The organism is Rhodanobacter lindaniclasticus (assembly GCF_004799035.1).
Lineage (GTDB): Bacteria > Pseudomonadota > Gammaproteobacteria > Xanthomonadales > Rhodanobacteraceae > Rhodanobacter > Rhodanobacter lindaniclasticus.
In genome coordinates this window covers 15119-33914 of record NZ_MWIO01000029.1, presented here as the reverse complement: position 1 = coordinate 33914, position 18796 = coordinate 15119, and the positions used below count along the sequence as shown (strand labels likewise).

Genomic DNA, 18796 nt, shown 5'->3' with positions numbered 1-18796 from the left:
CGGCGCGGGCTGGCCATCGGGCCGTGCCGATGACGATGCCGCTTACTTCTTGTCGTCTTTCACTTCGGTGAATTCGGCATCGACCACGTCGTCCGGCTGCGCCGAGCCGCCGGGCGCGGACTGCGCGCCGGCATCGGCCGGGCCGCCCTGGGCCGCAGCGTAGAGCGCCTGCGCCACCTGCTCCAGCTTCTCGACCTTGGCCTCGATCGCAGCCTTGTCGTCACCGTCCTTGGCCTTCTCCAGATCCGACAGCGCGCCCTCGATCGTGGACAGCTGATCCGGCGGCACCTTGCCGCCATGTTCCTTCAGCGCACTGCGGGTGGCATGCACCAGCTGGTCGGCCTTGTTGCGGGTGGCGACCAACTCGTGGAACTTCTTGTCCTCTTCCTTGTTCGCCTCGGCGTCGGCGACCATGCGCTGGATCTCTTCCTCGGACAGGCCCGAGCCGGCCTTGATCTCGATCTTCTGTTCCTTGCCGGTCTTCTTGTCCTTGGCCGACACGTGCAGGATGCCGTTGGCGTCGATGTCGAAGGTGACCTCGATCTGCGGCATGCCGCGCGGCGCCGGCTCGATGCCCTGCAGGTCGAACTTGCCCAGCGACTTGTTCGCGCTGGCGCGCTCGCGCTCACCTTGCAGCACGTGCACGGTCACCGCGGTCTGGTTGTCGTCGGCGGTGGAGAAGGTCTGCGCGGCCTTGGTCGGCACGGTGGTGTTCTTCTCGATCAGCTTGGTCATCACGCCGCCCATCGTCTCGATGCCCAGCGACAGCGGGGTAACGTCCAGCAGCAGCACGTCCTTGACCGAACCGCCCAGCACGCCGCCCTGAATCGCCGCGCCCACGGCGACGGCCTCGTCCGGGTTGACGTCCTTGCGCGGCTCCTTGCCGAAGAAATCCTTCACCGCTTCCTGCACCTTGGGCATGCGGGTCTGGCCGCCGACCAGGATCACGTCGTTGATGTCGGACACGCGCAGGCCGGCGTCATTGAGCGCCGTGCGGCACGGCTCGATGGTGCGCTTGACCAGATCCTCGACCAGCGCTTCCAGCTTGGCACGGGTCAGCTTGATGTTGAGGTGCTTCGGACCGGAGGCGTCGGCCGTCACGTACGGCAGGTTCACGTCGGTCTGATGGTTGGAGGACAGCTCGATCTTGGCGCGCTCGGCGGCGTCCTTCAGGCGCTGCAGCGCGAGCGGGTCCTTGCGCAGGTCGATGCCCTGCTCCTTCTGGAACTCCTCGACCAGGTAGTCGATGACGCGCATGTCGAAGTCTTCGCCACCGAGGAAGGTGTCGCCGTTGGTGGCCAGCACTTCGAACTGCTTTTCGCCATCGACTTCGGCGATCTCGATGATCGACACGTCGAAGGTGCCGCCGCCCAGGTCGTAGACCACGATCTTGCGGTCGCCACCCTTCTTGTCCAGGCCATAGGCCAGCGCGGCCGCGGTCGGCTCGTTGATGATGCGCTTCACTTCCAGGCCGGCGATCTTGCCGGCGTCCTTGGTCGCCTGGCGCTGGCTGTCGTTGAAGTAGGCAGGCACCGTGATCACCGCCTCGGTGATCGTCTCGCCGAGATAGTCCTCGGCGGTCTTCTTCATCTTCATCAGCACCTTGGCGGAGATTTCCTGCGGCGCCATCTTCTTGCCGTCGGAGGTCTCCACCCAGGCGTCGCCGTTGTCGTGCGCGACGATGCCGAACGGCACGATGTTGAGATCCTTCTGCACCTCGGCGTCGCTGAACTTGCGGCCGATCAGGCGCTTCACCGCGTAGAAGGTGTTCTTCGGGTTGGTCACGCTCTGACGCTTGGCCGAAGCACCCACCAGCACTTCGCCGTCCTTGGTGAAGGCGACGATGGACGGCGTGGTGCGATCGCCTTCCGAGTTCTCGATGACCTTGGTCGTGCTGCCGTCCATGACGGAGACGCAGGAATTCGTGGTGCCCAGGTCGATGCCGATGATCTTGCCCATGTTCATGCTCCGAATCTATTGGCGGCCCGCTGGCCGCGATGGTTTCCAGATGGGGTTTTGCCGCGGCGATTCAATGCCGGCGGCGGTGCGCAGCGTTCAGTCCTTGGCCACGGCGACCAGCGCCGGGCGCAGCAGTCGATCATTCAGCACGTAGCCTTTCTGCAGCACGCTGACCACGGTGCCCGGCGCCTGACCGGGGGCCGCGACCATGCTCACCGCGTGGTGGCGCTCGGGATCGAGCGGCTGGCCGATCGGATCGACCTGCGCCATGCCATGGTTACCGGCGACCTTGAGCAGCGCCTTCAGGGTGAGACCCAGGCCCTCGCGTATCGAGGCGACGTCGCCGCCCTCGGCTGCCAGGCCGCTCTCCAATCCGTCGTATACCGGCAGCAATTCGTTCAGCAGTTTCTCGTTGGCAAACCGTCGGGCCTGTTCCAGGTCCCGGTGCAGGCGCCGGCGCTGGTTCTCGATCTCCGCCTTCTCGCGCAATACCGTCTCCTGCAACTCGGCATTGATCGCCTCCAGTTCGGCCACGCGGGCCTGCAGCTTGGCAAACTGGTCGCCGTCGACGGCTGGTGCCGACCCTGGGTCCATGGCCTCGTCATGCGACTGGGTGTCGTTGTCGTGCATGCCTCACTCCCAACAAAAAGTTCGCGGCCGGCACCATGGCCCGCCATCCAATCAACCAGAAATCCCGCCTCCGTTGCCGGTTATAGGGTCACCGCGACCCGATTCAAGGCGTCGCTGAGCAATCCGGCCGTCGCCTGCACGACCGGGATCACCCGCTCGTAGGCCATGCGGGTGGGGCCGATCACACCCACCGCACCAAGCATGCGCCCCTGCGCGCCATAGCTGGCCGTCACCACGCTGCAACCATCCAGCGCGGCGAAACCCGATTCCTCGCCGATGAACAACCGCACCCCGGGCGCCTTGGCACAGACTTCCATCAACTGCAGCAGCTCGTTCTTCTGCTGGAACGCATCGAACAGGTCGCGCAGGCGCTGCAAGTCGGCCAGCTCGGCGCAGGCCATCAGGTTGGTCTGTCCGCTGACCAGCATGTCGGCATCGCTGGGCTGTGGCGCGAAGGAGGCAGTGGCCAGCTCCATCGTGCTGGCCAGCAGCCGGTTGAGTTCGCTGCCGGTCTCGCGGACCTCGGCCAGCAGGTGTGCGCGGATGTCGTCCACGCGCAATCCGGCGAATTGGCTGTTGAGATAATTGGCCGCCTGCTCCAGCTCGCTGGTCGCCAGTGGCCGGGCCAATTGCACGATGCGGTTCTGCACTTGGTTGTCGGTGAACACCAGGATCACCAGCACCCGCGCCTCGGGCAGGGCCACGAAGTCGATGTGGCGCAGCGGAAAGTCGGCCTGGCGCGGCACCGTCACCACGCCGGCAAAGCGGGTCATCGCCGAGAGCAGGGTCGATGCGTTGCCGAGCAGGTCGCGCGTGGTGGCCGGCCCCGGCGGCAGCTCGCTCTGCAGGCGCGCCAGCTCGGCGCGCGGCAAGGGCTGCAACTCGATCAGGCTGTCCACGAACAGACGCAGGCCGCGCGGCGTGGGCACGCGGCCGGACGAAGTGTGCGGCGATGCGACCAGGCCTGCGTCTTCCAGGTCGGCCATGATGTTGCGGATCGTCGCCGGACTGACGTCCAGCCCCGACGAGCGCGCCAGCGTACGCGACCCCACCGGCTCGCCGTCGACCAGATACTGGGAGATCAGCGCGCGCAGCAGACGCCGGGTGCGGGCATCGAGGTCATGGCCGTGTGGAAGGATCATGTCCGTAGCAATTCCTGAGACTCGACAGAAATAAGGTCTGCGCGCGCGGCTTGCAAGCGCATGCGGTGTCTTGTGCGTCCGGGCTACCGCTACAATTCTCCCATCCCAATGCCGAACTGCCCATGCTCACTTCGCTCTATGTCCGCCATTTTGCCGTCGTCGAGGCCGCCGAGGTGTCGTTCGGCCCCGGCCTGACCGTGGTCAGCGGCGAGACGGGCGCCGGCAAATCGCTGCTCGTCGACGCACTGATGCTGCTGACCGGCGCCCGCGCCGACAGCACGATGATCCGGGCCGGCAGCGACCGCGCCGAACTGGCCGCGGAGTTCGACCTGGCCGACCTGCCCGACGCGCAGGCATGGCTGCGCCGGGAAGAACTCGACGAGGACGGCAGTTGCCAGTTGCGGCGGGTGCTCCGCGCCGAGGGCAGCTCTCGCGCATGGATCAACGGGCGTCCCGCCAACACGCGCCAGCTTGGCGACCTGGCGGCCATGCTGATCGAAATCCACGGCCAGCACGAGCACCAGGCGCTGCTCTCGCGCCCTCATCAACTGGCCTTGCTCGACGCCTATGCGGGTCACGACGAATTGCTCGGAGAGGTACGCCGCCAATCGGAGCAGTGGCACGAGCTGGACCGTCGCCTGCACAAGCTCAGCGGCGGCGAGGACCGTGAACTTCGGCTGGAATTGCTGCGTCACGAGCTGGCGGAACTGGAGCAATGGGCACTGCCTCCCGCCGAGCTGGTCGAACTCGAGGCCAACCACAAGCGCCTGGCCAACGCCGATCGCCTGGCCGAAGGCAGCGCCGGCGTGGTGGAACTGCTCGATGGCGAAGGCGAGTTCGCCCTGCGCCGGGCCTTGGGTCGCGCGCACGCCGAACTGGGCAAGCTCGCCGCCATGGACGACCGGTTGGCACCCTGGCTGGAACTGCTCGACAACGCCGGGATCCAGTTGGGCGAAGCCGCCGATGGCCTGGGCCGCTATGCGCAGGATGTGGATCTCGACCCAGCCGGCTACACAGCGCTCGACCAGCATTTGAGCCACCTGCATGCGCTCTCCCGCCGCCACCGGCTCCCTCCTGAAGCCCTGCACGAAAAACTGCTGGCGCTGCGCGCCGAACATGCCGACCTCGAAGGTGCCGGCGACGCGCTGGAACAGTTGAGCGGTCAGCTCCAGCGCCTGCAGCAGGACTACGCCCGCACGGCGGACCTGCTGAGCCAATCACGCACGACTGCCGCGACCAGGCTCGGTGAGGAAGTCAGCGCATTGATGGGCGAGCTCGGCATGGCCGGCGGCATACTTCGCGTCGAGTTGGCGCCCACGCCCACCGACGAGCCCGATGCCCAGGGGCGGGAACGCTGCGAACTGCTGGTCAGCGCCAACCCCGGCCAGCCACCCCGGCCGCTGCGCAAGGTAGCGTCAGGTGGCGAGCTGGCCCGCATCAGCCTGGCCATCGAAGTGGCCACGCTGGGCAAGGACTCGATCGGCAGCATGATCTTCGATGAGGTCGACAGCGGCATCGGTGGCGCGGTCGCCGAAGTGGTCGGCCAGAAACTGCGTGCGCTGGGAAGCCGGCGCCAGGTGTTGTGCGTGACCCACCTGCCGCAAGTCGCCGCGCAGGGTCACGCCCACCTGCGGGTGAGCAAGCAGAGCGACGGCGACACCACCCGCACGCGTATCGAGCAACTCGACGCCGCAGGCCGGCGCGACGAACTGGCACGCATGCTCGGCGGCGTGGAGATCACCCGCGAAACGCGGGCCCATGCAAAGCAGATGCTGGATCGCGCTCAGACAGCCTGAAGGCGGCTGTCCTCAGACCGTCGTCGGCAACAGGCCGCGCTCGGTCGCCATGCGGTAAAGGTCCAGTTCCGATCCCGCACCGAGCTTGCCCATCAGGCTGGCGCGGTGGATGTACACGGTTTTCTGGCCGATGCCGAGATCGGCGGCCACCTGCTTGGGTGTGCGCCCGCCGGCCAGCAACAGGAACACTTCGCGCTCGCGGGCAGTCAGTCGGTTGACGGGGTCGAGCGCGTCATTGGGTCGCTCGGTACGCCGCTGGCGCAGGTCCGAACTCAGGAAACACTCGCCCTGCATCACGGCACGCAGACCGGCCACCAGTTCCTCCGGGGCCACGCCCTTGGTGACGAATCCACTCGCCCCCCGGCGCAGCGCTTCGGATACGTAGGGATCGCCGTCGTGCATGCTCAACACGACCACGCGGGTGGCCGCATGCACGCTGAGCAGGTGCTCAATCAGGGGCAACCCACTGCCATCAGGCAGCGACAGGTCCAGCGCCACCAGGTCGGGGCGCCAGTGGCTCACCGCTTCCACCGCATCGTCTCCGTTGCGGCACTCGGCAACCACTTCCAGATCCGGCTCCAGTTCGATCAGGCGCTTGAAGCCCTCTCGAACGATGGCATGGTCGTCGACCAGAACGATGCTGTGCATCGCCGTACTTTGACACAGGAAGGCGCGTCCGGAACAGCACACCGCGCGGATCGCACGGGTGTGCTGCCCCGCGCACGGCGCATGTACCATCGCCGGATGCGATTCAAACCCTCTCTCCTGCCCGATTCGGGGCCCGTCATCGGCGCAGGCTATCTGGCGCTGTGGGTGCTGCTCGGCGCCAACGCGCAACCCTACTGGATGCTGCCCTACGGCCTGCGTTTTGCCGCGCTCCTGCTGGTGCCGGTGCGCCACTGGGGCTGGTTGCTCGGCGCGGAGCTGCTCGCCTCCGCCGGCACCGGCTGGTGGCGGGGGATGCCGCCGGCTCCCACCACCCTGCTTGCGGACGTGCTGCCCGCCTTCCTGGTGATGATGGCCTGCATGTGGCTGCTGCGCCGGCTGCACCTGCACCCCAGCCTGCACAGCCCGCAGGACGTGACCCGGTTGCTGCTCTCGGTGGTGCTGGTAGTCACCGTCACGACGGCCGTGGATGCCGGCCTGCTCGTACTCACCAGCAACTCCGAAACCTCCGAACTGATGGTCCGCGTCATCGCCGAGGAACTGCTCAGCCACTACCTGGCCATCCTGCTGGTGGCACCGGTGCTGATCATGCTGCTGCACACGCGGCTCGAACGTGCTTCGGTGATGCGCCTGCTGATGGACGTGGTGCTGGTACTGGTGCCCTCCATGGCCATCCTGCTGGTGTTGTCCGAGCGTGCGGCGCCGCAGCCGCAGTTCGCCCGGGTGCTCTCGTTGGCGCCGGTACTGTTCTTTGCCTTCCGCCACGGCTGGCGCGGCGCCAGCCTCGCCATGCTGATCACCAGCCTGGGCATGACCCTGGTGGACGTGCACCTGGGCCACACACCTTCCACCGCTGCGGCCTACCTGTTCCTGGCCGTTGCTGGTACCGGGGCACTGATGCTCGGTTCAGCCACCGACGCGCTGAGGCGCAGCAGTGAGCGGGTGGCGGAACAGAACGTTTACCTCGGCGCGGTCAACCGCCGCCTGGACCATCTTGCCCACCAGCTGCGTGACGCCGCGCGCGGCAACCTGCAGGCGGATGAGAACCAGCGGCGGCACCTCGCGGCGGAGCTGCACGACGAACTGGGCCAGAACATCACCGCGATCCAGACCCACGTGAAGCTGGCCCAGGCCCGCCTGCACGAGGTCGGCCTGGACGACGTAAGCGCCTCGATCAACACGATCCTGGGCCACATGCGGCGCGCCCTGCATCGCCTGCTGGACGACCTGCGACCGGCGATCCTGGACGAGTTCGGCCTGCTGCGGGCGCTGGACGAGGGTCCGATCCGAGACCTGCTGACCAGCGCCGGCATGCGCTACCGCGTGGAACTGCACGGCGATCCGCGGCTGCTCGACGACGACACCCGCACGGCGATCTACCGGCTGGCCCAGGAAAGCGCCACCAATACGGTCAAGCACGCCTGTGCCAGCGAATTCCGGCTGCGGCTGCGCATCGGCGAACGCAACGGCATCGCCATCGCCCTGCTCGACCTCCGGGATGACGGCAGCGGCCTGCCCAACCGCCTGCCGCGCGGCGGACGGGGTCTGCAGGGCATGCGCGACCGGGTCACTTCGCTTGGGGGGCAGTTCCGCCTGCGCACCGACCATCCCGGCGTGCACCTGCGTATTCTGCTGCGCAGCAACAAGAGCAGCACCGAGCGCGGGCGCCCGAACTAGGAATTTTTCCGATATGCGTAACGTGAAGAGGCCGTTACGATGTTGTCATCGATGTGGGGGAACCGCCGTCGTGAGATGGCGGATCAGAGTCACCGTGGGGACGGTGGTTCTGAGAAAACGGCAGGATGCCGTTTCGCTGTTGCCAGGCCATGGACGCGCTCGCGAACCTCGCGATGCGCTGCCCGCCAGGCAAGGCATCAACCGCAGGCGGACAGGAGTCCCCCTGCGGTTTTTTTGTGCCCGAAAGGTCCCGCGGGCGGCGGCCTTCATTCCTTGCGGGTGCGTTGCTTCGGCCGCACGTAAAGCACCAGGCTGTGGTCCTCGATCACATAGCCGTGCTTGGCGGCGATCTCGTGCTGCAGGCGCTCGATCTCGTCGCTGATGAACTCGATCACCTTGCCGCTGTCCACATCAATCATGTGGTCGTGGTGCTTGCCGCGATCAAGTTCATAGACCGCCTGACCACCTTCGAAATTGTGCTTGACGATGATCCCTGCCGCCTCGAACTGGGTCAGCACCCGATACACGGTCGCCAGGCCGATATCCTCCTTCTGGGCGAGCAGGTGCTTGTACACGTCCTCGGCAGTCAGGTGGCGCTCGCTCTCCTCGTCGAACACCTGCAGGATGCGCATGCGCGGATGGGTCACCTTGAGACCGACCCGGCGCAGCTCTCTGGTTTCCTGTTCCATAGCCTCTCTCCGCACACGGCGTCCCCGAGCCGGTAGTGTATCATCCGACGACTTCACGACCCTGGACGCAACACGCATGCAAAAGCTGATCACCCTGCCGGTTGTCGCACTGCTGGCATTCGCCGTCGCCGGCTGCCACATCGCGTACACACCGGACGTGCAGCAAGGCAACCTGCTGGACGAAAAGATGGTGGATCAGCTGAAGCCGGGGATGACGAAGCACCAGGTCCTGGTGCTGCTCGGTACGCCGTCGGTGCGCACCCCATTCGACAACAGCCGCTGGGATTACGTGTCCACCCAGTCCCGCCGCGGCGGCAAGCCCAAGGTACGCACGTTCAAGCTGACCTTCAACAACGACACCCTGGTGCACACCGAAGGCGACTTCTTCGCCCGCGACCCGCAGCAGCTGATCAAGGAAAGCCGCAAGTACAACTCGGGCTACCCGGCCACCGAAACCGAGGGCGACAAGAGCAAGTCGCCCGACGACAAGAAGAACGATGGTGGCCTGGGTCAGGGAAACGACGGCAGCCACTGAGTCCGACGATCACTCCATCAGGTTTCAGCGCGAACGCCGGCGACGCGCCTCCATCGGATCAAGCACCAGCGGTCGACAGATCTCGATGCGGTCACCGTCACGCACGATCTGATCTGCAGCGGCCTTGCGCCCGAAGATGCCCAGCCGCGCGGGGGCCACGGCGCCCTCCGGCAACGACGGGATGATGCCGCTGGCCGCGATTGCCTCGGCCACGGTGCAACCGCCCGGGACTTGCGCGTGGCACCGCACCACCGCCGACTCGCCATCGGCGAAAACCACCTCGACGGCGATCGGCGACTCAGCCATGGAGACGCTCCGCCTCGCGGCAGAAGTCATCCACCATGCGCCCGGCCAGACCCTGGAAGCCGAGCCTCAAAGCGGCGCCGCCGAGCTTGCCCGCGTAATCGAAATCAAGTGCGAAAGCGACCTTGCTCCCGGCATCGCCCAGCGCGATGAAATCCCATACACCGTGCAGGCTGCGAAACGGCCCCTCGACCAGGTTCATCTCCAGACGCCGTGGCGGGTCGAGCACGTTGCGCGTGGTGAAGCTTTGGCGGAACCCGGCAAACTTGAGATCCAGCCTGGCCACCACCACGTCATCGCCGCGCTCCAGCACCTCGGCCCCCGCACACCAGGCAAAGCGCTTTGGGTATGCTTCCACATCGTTGACCAATTCGAACATCTGCGCCGGCGAATACTTCACCAGCGCGCTGCGACGTATTTCGATCACAACCACCTCTTGGGCTTGTGCATTCATCCATGAATGCGAAGATCAAGTGAGCGCCCTTCCTGGACGCACTTTCAACAAAAAGCGTCGCTCCCACAGGGCGACGGGCAATGCGGCCGCCCAGAGGCCCGAAGTTTAGCGGACATGGCCAAAAGCAAGGACAAGGACATCAAGGGCGGCGGCACGATCGCGCTGAACAAGCGCGCGCGCTTCGAGTACCACATCGACCAGCGCTTCGAGGCGGGCGTGGCCCTGCAGGGCTGGGAACTGAAAGCGTTGCGGGCCGGCCGCATCAACTTCGGCGACAGCTACGCGGTCGTGCTCAGGAACGAGGTCTTCCTGGTCGGTTGCTCGATCCCGCCGTTGATCAGCGCGTCCACGCACGTCATCGCCGACGATCGGCGCAGCCGCAAACTGCTGCTCCACCGCAAGGAGATCGACCAGCTGGTCGGCGCAGTCGAACGCAAGGGTTATACCCTGGTGCCCACCGCGATGTACTGGAAAGGCAACAAGGTCAAGGTCGAGATCGGCCTGGCCCGCGGCAAGCAGGAACACGACAAGCGCGAGACCGAGAAGCAGCGCGACTGGCAGATCGAGAAACAGCGCACCATGCGTTCGCACAACCGCGCCTGATCAACAAACCCCGCCTGGTGCCGCTACGCGGCGGGGTGTGCGCGCCTCAGGCGAACGGGTCATCCAGCACGATGGTGTCTTCCCGGTCCGCGCCGGTGGCCACCAGCGCCAGGCGGCAACCGGAAAGCTCCTCGACGGCACGCAGGTAGGCGCGCGCGGCGGGCGGCAGCTTGTTCCAGTCGCGGATGCCCGCGGTGGACTCCTCCCAGCCGGGAAACTCCAGGTAGACCGGCTTGCACTCGTCCCAGCCATCCGCATCCAGCGGCGCCAGTTCGCGGCGCTTGCCCCGGTATTCGTAGGCGATGCAGACCTTGATGGTGGGCAGGCCGTCGAGCACGTCGAGCTTGGTGATCGCCAGGCCATTGATGCCGTTGATCTGGGTGGCGCGCTTGAGTGCAACCAGGTCGATCCAGCCGCAGCGACGCGGACGACCAGTGCTGGCGCCGAATTCGTTGCCCTTCTTGCGCAGCAACTCGCCCATCTCGTCGTTGAGCTCGGTCGGGAACGGCCCGCTGCCGACGCGCGTCGCATAGGCCTTGCAGATGCCCAGCACGTAGTCGATGTCCTGCGCCCCCACACCGGTACCGGCCAGCGCGCCGCCGACGGTGGTGTTGCTGGAGGTGACGTAGGGATAGGTGCCGTGATCGATGTCGAGCAGCGCGCCCTGCGCGCCTTCGTACAGGATGTTGCCGCCTTCCTTGCGCACATCGTGCAGGATGGTGGCGACGTCGTCGACCAGCGGGCGGATGTATTCACCCCAGGCCAGCGCGTCCTTGAGTACCGCGTCGTAATCGACCGGCTCGGCCTTCAGCCACTGGGTGAGGATGAAGTTGTGGTAGTCGACGGCTGTCTTCAGCAGCGCCGGCAATTCGTGCGGGTACATCAGATCGGCGACGCGGATCGAACGGCGCGCGACCTTGTCCTCGTAGGCCGGGCCGATGCCGCGACCGGTGGTGCCGATGGCCTTGCCGCCCGCGGCGATCTCGCGGGCTTTGTCGACCGCGATGTGATACGGCATGATCAGCGGCGTCGCCGGGCTGATCTTGACGCGCGAACGCACCTCGACGCCATTGGCCTCCAGTTCGCTGATCTCGTTGATCAGCGCTTCGGGCGACAGCACCACGCCGTTGCCGATCAGGCACAGCGCGTCTTCGCGCAGGATGCCCGAGGGGATCAGGTGCAGCACGGTCTTCTTGCCCTTGATCACCAGCGTGTGGCCGGCGTTGTGGCCTCCCTGGAAACGCGCCACCGCGCTGACCTGCTCGGTCAACAGGTCGACGATCTTGCCCTTGCCCTCGTCGCCCCACTGCGCACCCAGGATTACGACTGACTTGCCCATGTGAACTCTCGTCTCGTTGTTTGCCGCCCCGCCAGGAGCGGCAAGGATGAACGCCCGTCGCTGGATCGATGCCGCCTACTTCCGCGGCGCGGGGTCGTCGAAGTAGTGCAGGAACGGCGAGTCGGGCTTCAGGATGAGTACGCCGTTGCCGGTCTCCAGCGACGCACGATAGGCCGCCAGGCTGCGATAGAAGGCGTAGAACTCCGGATCCTTGCTGTAGGAGTCCGCGTAGATCCCGGCTGCCTTGGCGTCGCCTTCGCCCTTCACCTTGGCTGCATCGCGGTTGGCATCGGCTTCCAGCACCTGGGCCTGGCGATCCGCGTCGGCCTTGATCCGGGTAGCCGATTCCTGGCCGGTGTAGCGCAGTTCGTTGGCCAGTTGCAGACGTTCGGCGCGCATCCGCTTGTAGACCGACTCGCTGACCTCGTTGGGCAGGTCGATGCGCTTGATGCGCACGTCGACCACGGCAATGCCCAGGTTCTTCCGGGCCGACGCGTCGGTCTGCGCGCGCACGCGCTCGGTGATGTCCTTGCGCCCGCCGGAGATGAGGTCGGGCAAGGTACGCGCATTGAACTCGAAGCGCAGCGCATCCTTGACGATGGGAGTGAGCCGCTGGGCGGCCTGCAACTGGTCGCCGCCCGTGGCGCGGTAGTAGGCCGCGTTGTCGGCAATGCGCCACTTGACGTAGAAGTCGACGTTGACGCTCTTCTTCTCGGAGGTGAAGTAGCGCTCGGGTGGTGCCTCCAGCGACAGGATGCGCTTGTCGAAATGGATCACCTGCTGCAGCACCGGCAGCTTGAAATGCAGGCCGGGCTGGTAGTCCGTGTGAACGATGCGGCCGAACTGCAGGACCAGCGCGCTGTGGCCTTCCCGCACCACGAACACGCCGCTCAGGCCGAGCAGGATCACCACGACGGCGACGAATGCTGCGACGATCCGGTTCATGGCTGTGCTCCCTTGTCGCTGGCGCTGCCCGGCGCGGGGACGATCGCGCCGACCTGGGTCGTCCCTGCCGCAGGCGCGGAGCCCGGCGTCGAAGGCAGGTTGATGATGTTGCGACCGCTGGCGTCGTCGACGATCTTGGTGTTGTGCGCCATCACTTCTTCCATGGTCTCCAGCCACAGCCGCTTGCGGGTGACTTCGGGTGCCGCCTTGTATTGCGCGAGCAACAGGTTGAAGCGATCGGTGTCGCCTTGGGCGCGGGCGATGCGTTCGGCCTTGTAACCGGCAGCTTCGGCGGCAATGCGGGCCGCTTCGCCGCGTGCCACCGGCACCACCTTGCTGGCGTAGGCCAAGGCGGAGTTCTCGATGCTCTGCTTGTCTTCCCGGGCATTGTTGACGTCGTCGAACGCGTCCTTCACCTCATCGGGGGGCGCCACGTTCTGGAAGCTCACCTCGGTTACCCGCAGGCCTGAGTCGTAGCCGTCCAGGGTTTGCTGCAAGGCCTGCTGCGCCTGGGCGACCAGGTTGGCACCGGCGGCCGAGAGGACCTGGTCCATGTCGCTGCCGCCGATCACGCCACGCACGGCCGCTTCGGCGGCGGCACTGATGGTGCCGTCGGGATCGGTCAGCGAAAACAGATATTTGCGCGAATCATCCACCTGGTACTGCACGGTGAAGTCGATCGTGATGATGTTCTCGTCGCGGGTCAGCATGGCCACCTTGTCGGTGACCGAGCGGATACGGGTGGCCTCGACCTTGGTGACCGATTCGATCGGCTGCGGAAGCTTCAGGTGGAAGCCGGGCGGCAAGGTGCGCGAGTACTGGCCGAAGCGCAGCACCACGCCCTGCTCGCGTGCGCCGATGATCGTGTAGCTGCTGAACAGCAGGCCCACCACGATCAGCACCAGCACGCCGGTGAGAAGGCCGCCGGAGCCTTGGCCAAACTTCCCGCCGCGGTTCTTCAGCTTGGCCAGCAGGTCGTCCAGCGGCGACTTGCCGGGACGCTTGCGGTTCCACGGATCGCTCTGCCCGTTCTTTCCGGGTTCATTCCACGCCACGAGTCAGTCTCCTTGAAGCCGTCGGGAGGCCGGCAACGACGGCCGGAACATGCCTTTCTTCCACCTCGCACAAGGCGAGGCGACCACTGGACCATCCATGTCGCCATGGCCCGCGCAAACCCTGTGCATTCTAGCAGAGGCTAGCCGAAACCGTCCGGGCGCGGCCAATCAACCGGCTGCACTCAACAGTTCCCGCAACAGCATCGCCTCGGCGCCCTCACCGCCGCTGAGCGGCGCGATCACGCTGCGCGGCGCGTCGATGCGCAGCTGCCAGCCGTGCTCGTCCACCTGCTCGGCGCTGATCGCCCCGGCTGCCTTCAGGCGCGCATGCAGCCGCCCGGCGGACAAGGGCAGGTGCAGCGGCGACTGCACGCGGTCGCCGCCAAGCAATTCGCCCAGCGCCACGCGCAGCAGGTCGACTCCGGCGCCGGTGGCGGCGGACAGCCATACCCGTACCGGCCTGCCGGTGGCGTCTCGCTCGATCCGCGGTTCCGCACCGGCCAGGTCGATCTTGTTCATCACCTGCAACTGCGGGACCTCGCCTGCGCCGATGTCGTCCAGCACGGTATCGACCACCCGATGCAGGCGTGCGCGCTCCTCATCGGCGGCATCGCCCACATGCAGCAGCAGGTCGGCATCGCGGGCCTCGGTCAGGGTCGCGCGGAACGCTGCGACCAGGTCATGCGGCAGTTCGCGGATGAAGCCCACGGTGTCGGCGATCACGGCCGGGCCGCAGGCGAGATCCTCGATCTTGCGCACGGTGGGGTCGAGCGTGGCGAACAACTGGTCCGCCGCGTAGACCGAGCCGCGGGTCAAGGCGTTGAACAAGGTGGATTTGCCGGCATTGGTGTAACCGACCAGGGCGACCCGCGGCACGGTGTTACGCAAACGCGAACGGCGTTGCTGACCGCGCTGGGTCTGCACCTTTTCCAGCCGCTTGGTGAGCATCTTCACCCGCACTGCCAGCAGGCGACGGTCGGTTTCGAGCTGGGTTTCGCCGGGACCGCGATTGCCGATGGCGCCGCCGCGCTGGGCGTCCAGATGGGTCCAGCCGCGCACCAGCCGCGTGGCCAGGTGCTTGAGCTGGGCCAGCTCCACTTCCAGCTTGCCTTCGTGGGAACGCGCGCGCTGGGCGAAGATGTCCAGGATCAGGCCGGCACGGTCGACCACGCGCACGCCGAGATGTTTCTCCAGATTGCGCTCCTGCACGGGAGTCAGCAGGTGGTCGACCAGCACCAGATCCGCTTCCACTGCCCGGGCCGCCTCGGCGACCTCGTCGGCCTTGCCGCTGCCGATGTAGTAGCGTGGGTTGGCGTCGTCGACGCGCGCGCCGATGGTTGCCAGCACCTCGGCACCGGCCGACCTGGCCAGTTCGGCGAATTCCTCCGCGCGGCGCGCGGCATCGCCTTCGCCACGCGAATGCGGAAGCACCAGGACGGCGCGGTCGCCTCTCTTTTGCCGGTCAAACACGGTTGGGCAGAATCCTGCGGGGACAATCCTCCTTCATGTGGATCGCCGCCCGCTCAATCAAGTACCCGCTTCGACGGTCGCCGAAGTGTCGGCCTGGTGATCGTGGCCCTCATGACCGTTGCCGATGCGCACGTTGCGGCTCGGCACCACGGTGGAAATGGCGTGCTTGTACACCATCTGGCTGACCTGATTGCGCAACAGCACCACGAACTGGTCGAACGACTCGACCGTGCCCTGCAGCTTGATGCCATTGACCAGATAGATGGCCACGGGCACGCGCTCGCGCCGCAATGCATTGAGAAACGGATCCTGCAACGACTGCCCCTTGGACATTTCTTGTTCTCCCCTTGCCACGACCAGACCGGAGAAAAGACGCCACTGGCGCCCCGGCCCAACATGACCGGATGTTAACTGCTTTCAAATGCTTGATGAAAGAAGATTTTTGCACCGCGAGGGTGGACTGGGTCACGCCGACGGCACGAGGCCGGCCGAACCGGCGACAAACAGTGTCACTGCCGCGCCAACCCGCTCACCCAGGCCGGCCCGGTCCGGATCGAAGATCCGCGTACCGGCGTCACTGCGCAGCCAGGTGATCTGGCGCTTGGCCAACTGGCGGGTGGCGAAGACGGCGCGATCGCGGAACGTGGCCGCGTCGGTCTGGCCGTCCAGGTATTCCCACGCCTGCCGGTAGCCGACCGCACGGATCGCCGGCAAGTCGGCATGAAGGTCGCCACGTGCTCGCAGCGCACGGACTTCGTCGAGGAAGCCCTCGGCCAGCATCGCGTCGAGACGCCGGGCGATACGTTCGTGCAGCACCCGTCGATCGGCCGGCAGCAGTGCCAGCTTCAGCACGCGCCAGGGGAAGTGCGCCGCTGCACCACGCTGCAGCTCGGACAGTGGCCGGCCGGTCAATTCGATCACCTCCAGCGCACGCTGCAGGCGCTGGACGTCGTTGCAGTCGATCCGGGCAGCTGCAGTCGGGTCGAGGTTCACCAACCGTGCGTGCATGGCCGGCCAGCCGAGCCGCTGCGCTTCGGCAGCCAGCCGCGCGCGGGTCGCCGGGTCGGCTTCCGGCAAGTCGGACAGACCCTGCTGCAACGCGCGGAAATACAACCCGGTGCCGCCGACCAGCAGCGGCACCCCGCCCTGTGCGCTGATCCGTTCCATCACCGGCACCGCATCGGCGCGAAAATCCGCGGCCGAGTACGGCTGCGAAGGATCACGGATGTCGACCAGCGCATGGGGATAACGCGCCAGTGTCGCCGGGTCGGGCTTGGCCGTGCCGATATCCATGCCGCGATAGACCAACGCCGAATCGACGCTGACCAGATCGAGCGGGAAACGCTCGCTCAGCTCACACGCCAGTGCGGTCTTGCCCGAGGCGGTCGGACCCATCAGGAAGATGGCGAGGGGGCGGGTGTCGAGCGGCATCGCGACAGTTTAAGGGCTGCGGCAACGCAAGAGGCCCGCGCCAATGACGCGGGTCTCTCGTGGTCGACGGGCGGCTTACTTCGCCGACACGCCCATTTCCTTCAGCAGGTTGTCGGCGCGGTCGAGGTGGTGCATCACCCACGGCATGCAGCGCACGTCGACCTGGATCGAGCGGTTGAACTGCGGATTGAACAGCCAGTCGCCGCTGACCGATTCCCAGTTGCCGTCGAAGTTCTTCAGGTAGTTGTCGAGGCCGGCGACCATGCTGGAGTACTTCACCGCCACCCTCCGGGCGGCCTTGCGGGCGGTGTCGATGATGTTCAGCGTGTCCTCGTACACTTTGATCTGGGTCGGGTACGTCCAGTCGATCGAACTTTGCACCTCGTCGGCGAGACGGTAGCGGTTGGTGCGGCCGGCCTTGCCGCGGGCGTTGGCCAGTACCTGGTCGGTGACCGGCTCGAAGCCGACCGTGACGCGCAGGCGGAAGTCCGGATTGGCCGGCAGCTCCTCAGCCGGGCTGGCGGCCACGAAACCATCGTCGATCAGGTTGCGCCCGGCATTGCTGTTGCACTGGATCACCCCGAACGCCACGTGTTGATTGGACAGCACCAGGCCCTGCTCGCTGGCGAAGGCGCCGGTGGCGCCGCCGACCTTGACCACCGCTGAGCGGCGGCCGGGTCAGGTCGGCCATCGCGGCGGGATCGCTCCGGTAGCCGGCGGCCTTCCTCTGCTGGCCGATCGACGGCAGCTGCGACGGCATCCACATGCCCTCGTCCGCCTGCACCAGCGGATTGAACGACATCGCCACCGCGGTGGACCACGGCATCCTTTTCCATCGCATCGAACTGACCCTCCGCGCCGTCGCACAAACTTGCGTCATCGTCTGCCCAGGCTGCGCGGGCAAGATGCCGGCGCGGCAGCGGCCACCCGCGGCGACGATCTATAATTGCGGTTTCCCCGCCCGCATCGCGGGCCCACCGATGGATTCCCCATGCCGCAGACGATGAAAGCCCTGGTCAAGCGCAAGCCCGAACAGGGCATCTGGATGGAAGAGGTGCCGATGCCCGAGATCGGCCCCAACGAGGTGCTGATCAAGATCGAAAAGACCGCGATCTGCGGCACCGACCTGCACATCTACAAGTGGGACGAGTGGAGCCAGCGTGTCATCAAGCCCGGCCTCACCATCGGCCATGAATTCGTGGGCCGCATCGTCGAGATCGGCCCCGGCGTCACTGGCTACAAGATCGGCGACCGCGTCTCGGCCGAAGGCCACATCGTCTGCGGTCACTGCCGCAACTGCCGCGCCGGCCGCCAGCACCTGTGCCCGAACACGGTCGGCATCGGCGTGAACCGCAACGGCGCGTTCGCCGAATACATGGCCATGCCGGCCTCCAACCTGTGGCCGATCCCGGACCAGATCCCCTCGGAGCTTGCCGCCTTCTTCGACCCCTATGGCAACGCCGCGCACTGCGCGCTGGAATTCGACCTGATCGGCGAGGACGTGCTGATCACCGGCGCCGGCCCGATCGGCATCATCGCCGCCGGCATCGCCAAGCACGTGGGTGCGCGCAACGTCGTCGTCACCGACGTGAACGATTTTCGCCTGAAACTCGCCGCCGACATGGGTGCCACCCGCGTGGTGAACGTGGCCAACGCCTCGCTCAAGGACGCGATGAAGGATCTGCACATGGAAGGCTTCGACGTGGGCATGGAGATGAGCGGCAATCCGCGCGCCTTCAACGACATGCTCGACTGCATGTACCACGGCGGCAAGATCGCCCTGCTCGGCATCCAGCCCAAGGGCGCCGGCATCGACTGGGACAAGGTGATCTTCAAGGGCCTCACGCTGCAGGGCATCTACGGCCGCCGCATGTACGAGACCTGGTACAAGATGACCCAGATGGTGCTGACCGGTTTCCCGCTGCAGAAGGTGCTCACCCACCAGATCCACATCGACGACTTCCAGAAGGGCTTCGACCTGATGGACGCCGGCCAGTGCGGCAAGGTGGTCTGCTCCTGGAGCTGAACGAGCGCGGACGACGGTTGACGCCTGTCATCGCCGGTTTCACGGCACCTGCGTAAACTTTCTGCGGCCGGTAGCT

Annotated in this window: 18 protein-coding genes and 1 pseudogene; 5 read left to right on the top strand and 14 right to left on the bottom strand. The window is 66.3% G+C overall.

Going from position 1 to position 18796, the window contains the following annotated elements; translation table 11 throughout:
* Positions 1–42 precede the first annotated feature (42 nt).
* The 3 genes from dnaK to hrcA all read right to left on the bottom strand — a co-directional run bounded on the left by dnaK (position 43) and on the right by hrcA (position 3731).
* Positions 43–1959 carry a molecular chaperone DnaK gene (gene dnaK / locus B1991_RS10435; protein ID WP_136258670.1) on the bottom strand — a complete coding sequence of 639 codons (1917 nt, stop codon included), beginning with the start codon at positions 1957–1959 and terminating at the stop codon, positions 43–45.
* A gap of 96 nt (positions 1960–2055) precedes the next feature.
* The gene (gene grpE / locus B1991_RS10430) at positions 2056–2589 is read right to left on the bottom strand and encodes a nucleotide exchange factor GrpE (protein WP_136258669.1); all 534 of its coding nucleotides are present in this window, start codon (positions 2587–2589) and stop codon (positions 2056–2058) included.
* 80 nt (positions 2590–2669) lie between these two features.
* A complete protein-coding gene (gene hrcA / locus B1991_RS10425; RefSeq protein WP_136258668.1) occupies positions 2670–3731 on the bottom strand; it encodes a heat-inducible transcriptional repressor HrcA in 1062 nt (353 codons plus the stop codon).
* Between the two features lie 122 nt (positions 3732–3853).
* Between hrcA and recN the strand changes: the two genes are divergently transcribed.
* Positions 3854–5527 (top strand): DNA repair protein RecN, encoded by a 1674-nt coding sequence (recN, locus tag B1991_RS10420; RefSeq protein ID WP_136258667.1) that lies wholly within the window; start codon positions 3854–3856, stop codon positions 5525–5527.
* Between the two features lie 12 nt (positions 5528–5539).
* Here recN and B1991_RS10415 read toward each other — a convergent pair whose 3' ends face one another.
* Positions 5540–6175, bottom strand: a complete 636-nt coding sequence (locus tag B1991_RS10415; RefSeq protein WP_136258666.1) for a response regulator transcription factor — start codon at positions 6173–6175, stop codon at positions 5540–5542.
* A gap of 96 nt (positions 6176–6271) precedes the next feature.
* On the opposite strand from B1991_RS10415, the gene B1991_RS10410 reads away from it, so the two are divergent.
* A complete protein-coding gene (locus tag B1991_RS10410; protein ID WP_136258665.1) occupies positions 6272–7870 on the top strand; it encodes an MASE1 domain-containing sensor histidine kinase in 1599 nt (532 codons plus the stop codon).
* 266 nt (positions 7871–8136) lie between these two features.
* Here B1991_RS10410 and fur read toward each other — a convergent pair whose 3' ends face one another.
* Entirely contained in the window at positions 8137–8559 is a 423-nt protein-coding gene (gene fur, locus B1991_RS10405) for a ferric iron uptake transcriptional regulator (RefSeq protein WP_136258664.1), read from the bottom strand.
* 76 nt (positions 8560–8635) lie between these two features.
* Here fur and B1991_RS10400 point away from each other — a divergent pair, with 76 nt between their 5' ends.
* Entirely contained in the window at positions 8636–9094 is a 459-nt protein-coding gene (locus B1991_RS10400; protein ID WP_136258663.1) for an outer membrane protein assembly factor BamE, read from the top strand.
* 24 nt (positions 9095–9118) lie between these two features.
* On the opposite strand, the gene B1991_RS10395 is transcribed toward B1991_RS10400, so the two are convergent.
* Entirely contained in the window at positions 9119–9400 is a 282-nt protein-coding gene (locus B1991_RS10395) for an RnfH family protein (RefSeq protein ID WP_136258662.1), read from the bottom strand.
* The gene (locus B1991_RS10390) at positions 9393–9824 is read right to left on the bottom strand and encodes a type II toxin-antitoxin system RatA family toxin (RefSeq protein WP_136258705.1); all 432 of its coding nucleotides are present in this window, start codon (positions 9822–9824) and stop codon (positions 9393–9395) included. Before B1991_RS10390 ends, B1991_RS10395 begins: the two co-directional genes overlap by 8 nt.
* 141 nt (positions 9825–9965) lie before the next feature.
* Between B1991_RS10390 and smpB the strand changes: the two genes are divergently transcribed.
* Positions 9966–10454: an SsrA-binding protein SmpB gene (gene smpB, locus B1991_RS10385; RefSeq protein WP_136258661.1), complete on the top strand. Its 489-nt coding sequence runs from the start codon at positions 9966–9968 to the stop codon at positions 10452–10454.
* Positions 10455–10500: 46 nt separating this feature from the next.
* Here the strand turns inward: smpB and B1991_RS10380 are convergent, their stop codons facing one another.
* The 7 genes and pseudogenes from B1991_RS10380 to B1991_RS19170 all read right to left on the bottom strand — a co-directional run bounded on the left by B1991_RS10380 (position 10501) and on the right by B1991_RS19170 (position 17520).
* The gene (locus B1991_RS10380) at positions 10501–11793 is read right to left on the bottom strand and encodes an adenylosuccinate synthase (RefSeq protein ID WP_136258660.1); all 1293 of its coding nucleotides are present in this window, start codon (positions 11791–11793) and stop codon (positions 10501–10503) included.
* 75 nt (positions 11794–11868) lie between these two features.
* Positions 11869–12738: a protease modulator HflC gene (hflC, locus tag B1991_RS10375; RefSeq protein ID WP_136258659.1), complete on the bottom strand. Its 870-nt coding sequence runs from the start codon at positions 12736–12738 to the stop codon at positions 11869–11871.
* Positions 12735–13793, bottom strand: coding sequence for an FtsH protease activity modulator HflK (gene hflK, locus B1991_RS10370; protein WP_136258658.1), 1059 nt, complete (start codon positions 13791–13793; stop codon positions 12735–12737). Before hflK ends, hflC begins: the two co-directional genes overlap by 4 nt.
* A 168-nt stretch (positions 13794–13961) precedes the next feature.
* Positions 13962–15263, bottom strand: coding sequence for a ribosome rescue GTPase HflX (hflX, locus tag B1991_RS10365; protein ID WP_136258657.1), 1302 nt, complete (start codon positions 15261–15263; stop codon positions 13962–13964).
* A gap of 57 nt (positions 15264–15320) precedes the next feature.
* Positions 15321–15596 (bottom strand): RNA chaperone Hfq, encoded by a 276-nt coding sequence (hfq, locus tag B1991_RS10360; RefSeq protein ID WP_136258656.1) that lies wholly within the window; start codon positions 15594–15596, stop codon positions 15321–15323.
* 132 nt (positions 15597–15728) lie between these two features.
* A complete protein-coding gene (miaA, locus tag B1991_RS10355; protein WP_136258655.1) occupies positions 15729–16694 on the bottom strand; it encodes a tRNA (adenosine(37)-N6)-dimethylallyltransferase MiaA in 966 nt (321 codons plus the stop codon).
* 75 nt (positions 16695–16769) lie between these two features.
* A pseudogene (locus B1991_RS19170) lies at positions 16770–17520 on the bottom strand (S46 family peptidase).
* A gap of 165 nt (positions 17521–17685) precedes the next feature.
* On the opposite strand from B1991_RS19170, the gene tdh reads away from it, so the two are divergent.
* Complete coding sequence (tdh, locus tag B1991_RS10345) at positions 17686–18720, top strand: L-threonine 3-dehydrogenase (protein WP_210772117.1); 1035 nt, start codon at positions 17686–17688, stop codon at positions 18718–18720.
* Positions 18721–18796: the final 76 nt, after the last annotated feature.

Excerpts from the sequence above, each read along its gene's own strand:
- dnaK (WP_136258670.1), bottom strand. The coding sequence starts at position 1,959 with ATGGGCAAGATCATCGGCATCGACCTGGGCACCACGAATTCCTGCGTC.
- grpE (WP_136258669.1), bottom strand. The coding sequence starts at position 2,589 with ATGCACGACAACGACACCCAGTCGCATGACGAGGCCATGGACCCAGGG.
- hrcA (WP_136258668.1), bottom strand. The coding sequence starts at position 3,731 with ATGATCCTTCCACACGGCCATGACCTCGATGCCCGCACCCGGCGTCTG.
- recN (WP_136258667.1), top strand. The coding sequence starts at position 3,854 with ATGCTCACTTCGCTCTATGTCCGCCATTTTGCCGTCGTCGAGGCCGCC.
- B1991_RS10415 (WP_136258666.1), bottom strand. The coding sequence starts at position 6,175 with ATGCACAGCATCGTTCTGGTCGACGACCATGCCATCGTTCGAGAGGGC.
- B1991_RS10410 (WP_136258665.1), top strand. The coding sequence starts at position 6,272 with ATGCGATTCAAACCCTCTCTCCTGCCCGATTCGGGGCCCGTCATCGGC.
- fur (WP_136258664.1), bottom strand. The coding sequence starts at position 8,559 with ATGGAACAGGAAACCAGAGAGCTGCGCCGGGTCGGTCTCAAGGTGACC.
- B1991_RS10400 (WP_136258663.1), top strand. The coding sequence starts at position 8,636 with ATGCAAAAGCTGATCACCCTGCCGGTTGTCGCACTGCTGGCATTCGCC.
- B1991_RS10395 (WP_136258662.1), bottom strand. The coding sequence starts at position 9,400 with ATGGCTGAGTCGCCGATCGCCGTCGAGGTGGTTTTCGCCGATGGCGAG.
- smpB (WP_136258661.1), top strand. The coding sequence starts at position 9,966 with ATGGCCAAAAGCAAGGACAAGGACATCAAGGGCGGCGGCACGATCGCG.
- B1991_RS10380 (WP_136258660.1), bottom strand. The coding sequence starts at position 11,793 with ATGGGCAAGTCAGTCGTAATCCTGGGTGCGCAGTGGGGCGACGAGGGC.
- hflC (WP_136258659.1), bottom strand. The coding sequence starts at position 12,738 with ATGAACCGGATCGTCGCAGCATTCGTCGCCGTCGTGGTGATCCTGCTC.
- hfq (WP_136258656.1), bottom strand. The coding sequence starts at position 15,596 with ATGTCCAAGGGGCAGTCGTTGCAGGATCCGTTTCTCAATGCATTGCGG.
- miaA (WP_136258655.1), bottom strand. The coding sequence starts at position 16,694 with ATGCCGCTCGACACCCGCCCCCTCGCCATCTTCCTGATGGGTCCGACC.
- tdh (WP_210772117.1), top strand. The coding sequence starts at position 17,686 with ATGCCGCAGACGATGAAAGCCCTGGTCAAGCGCAAGCCCGAACAGGGC.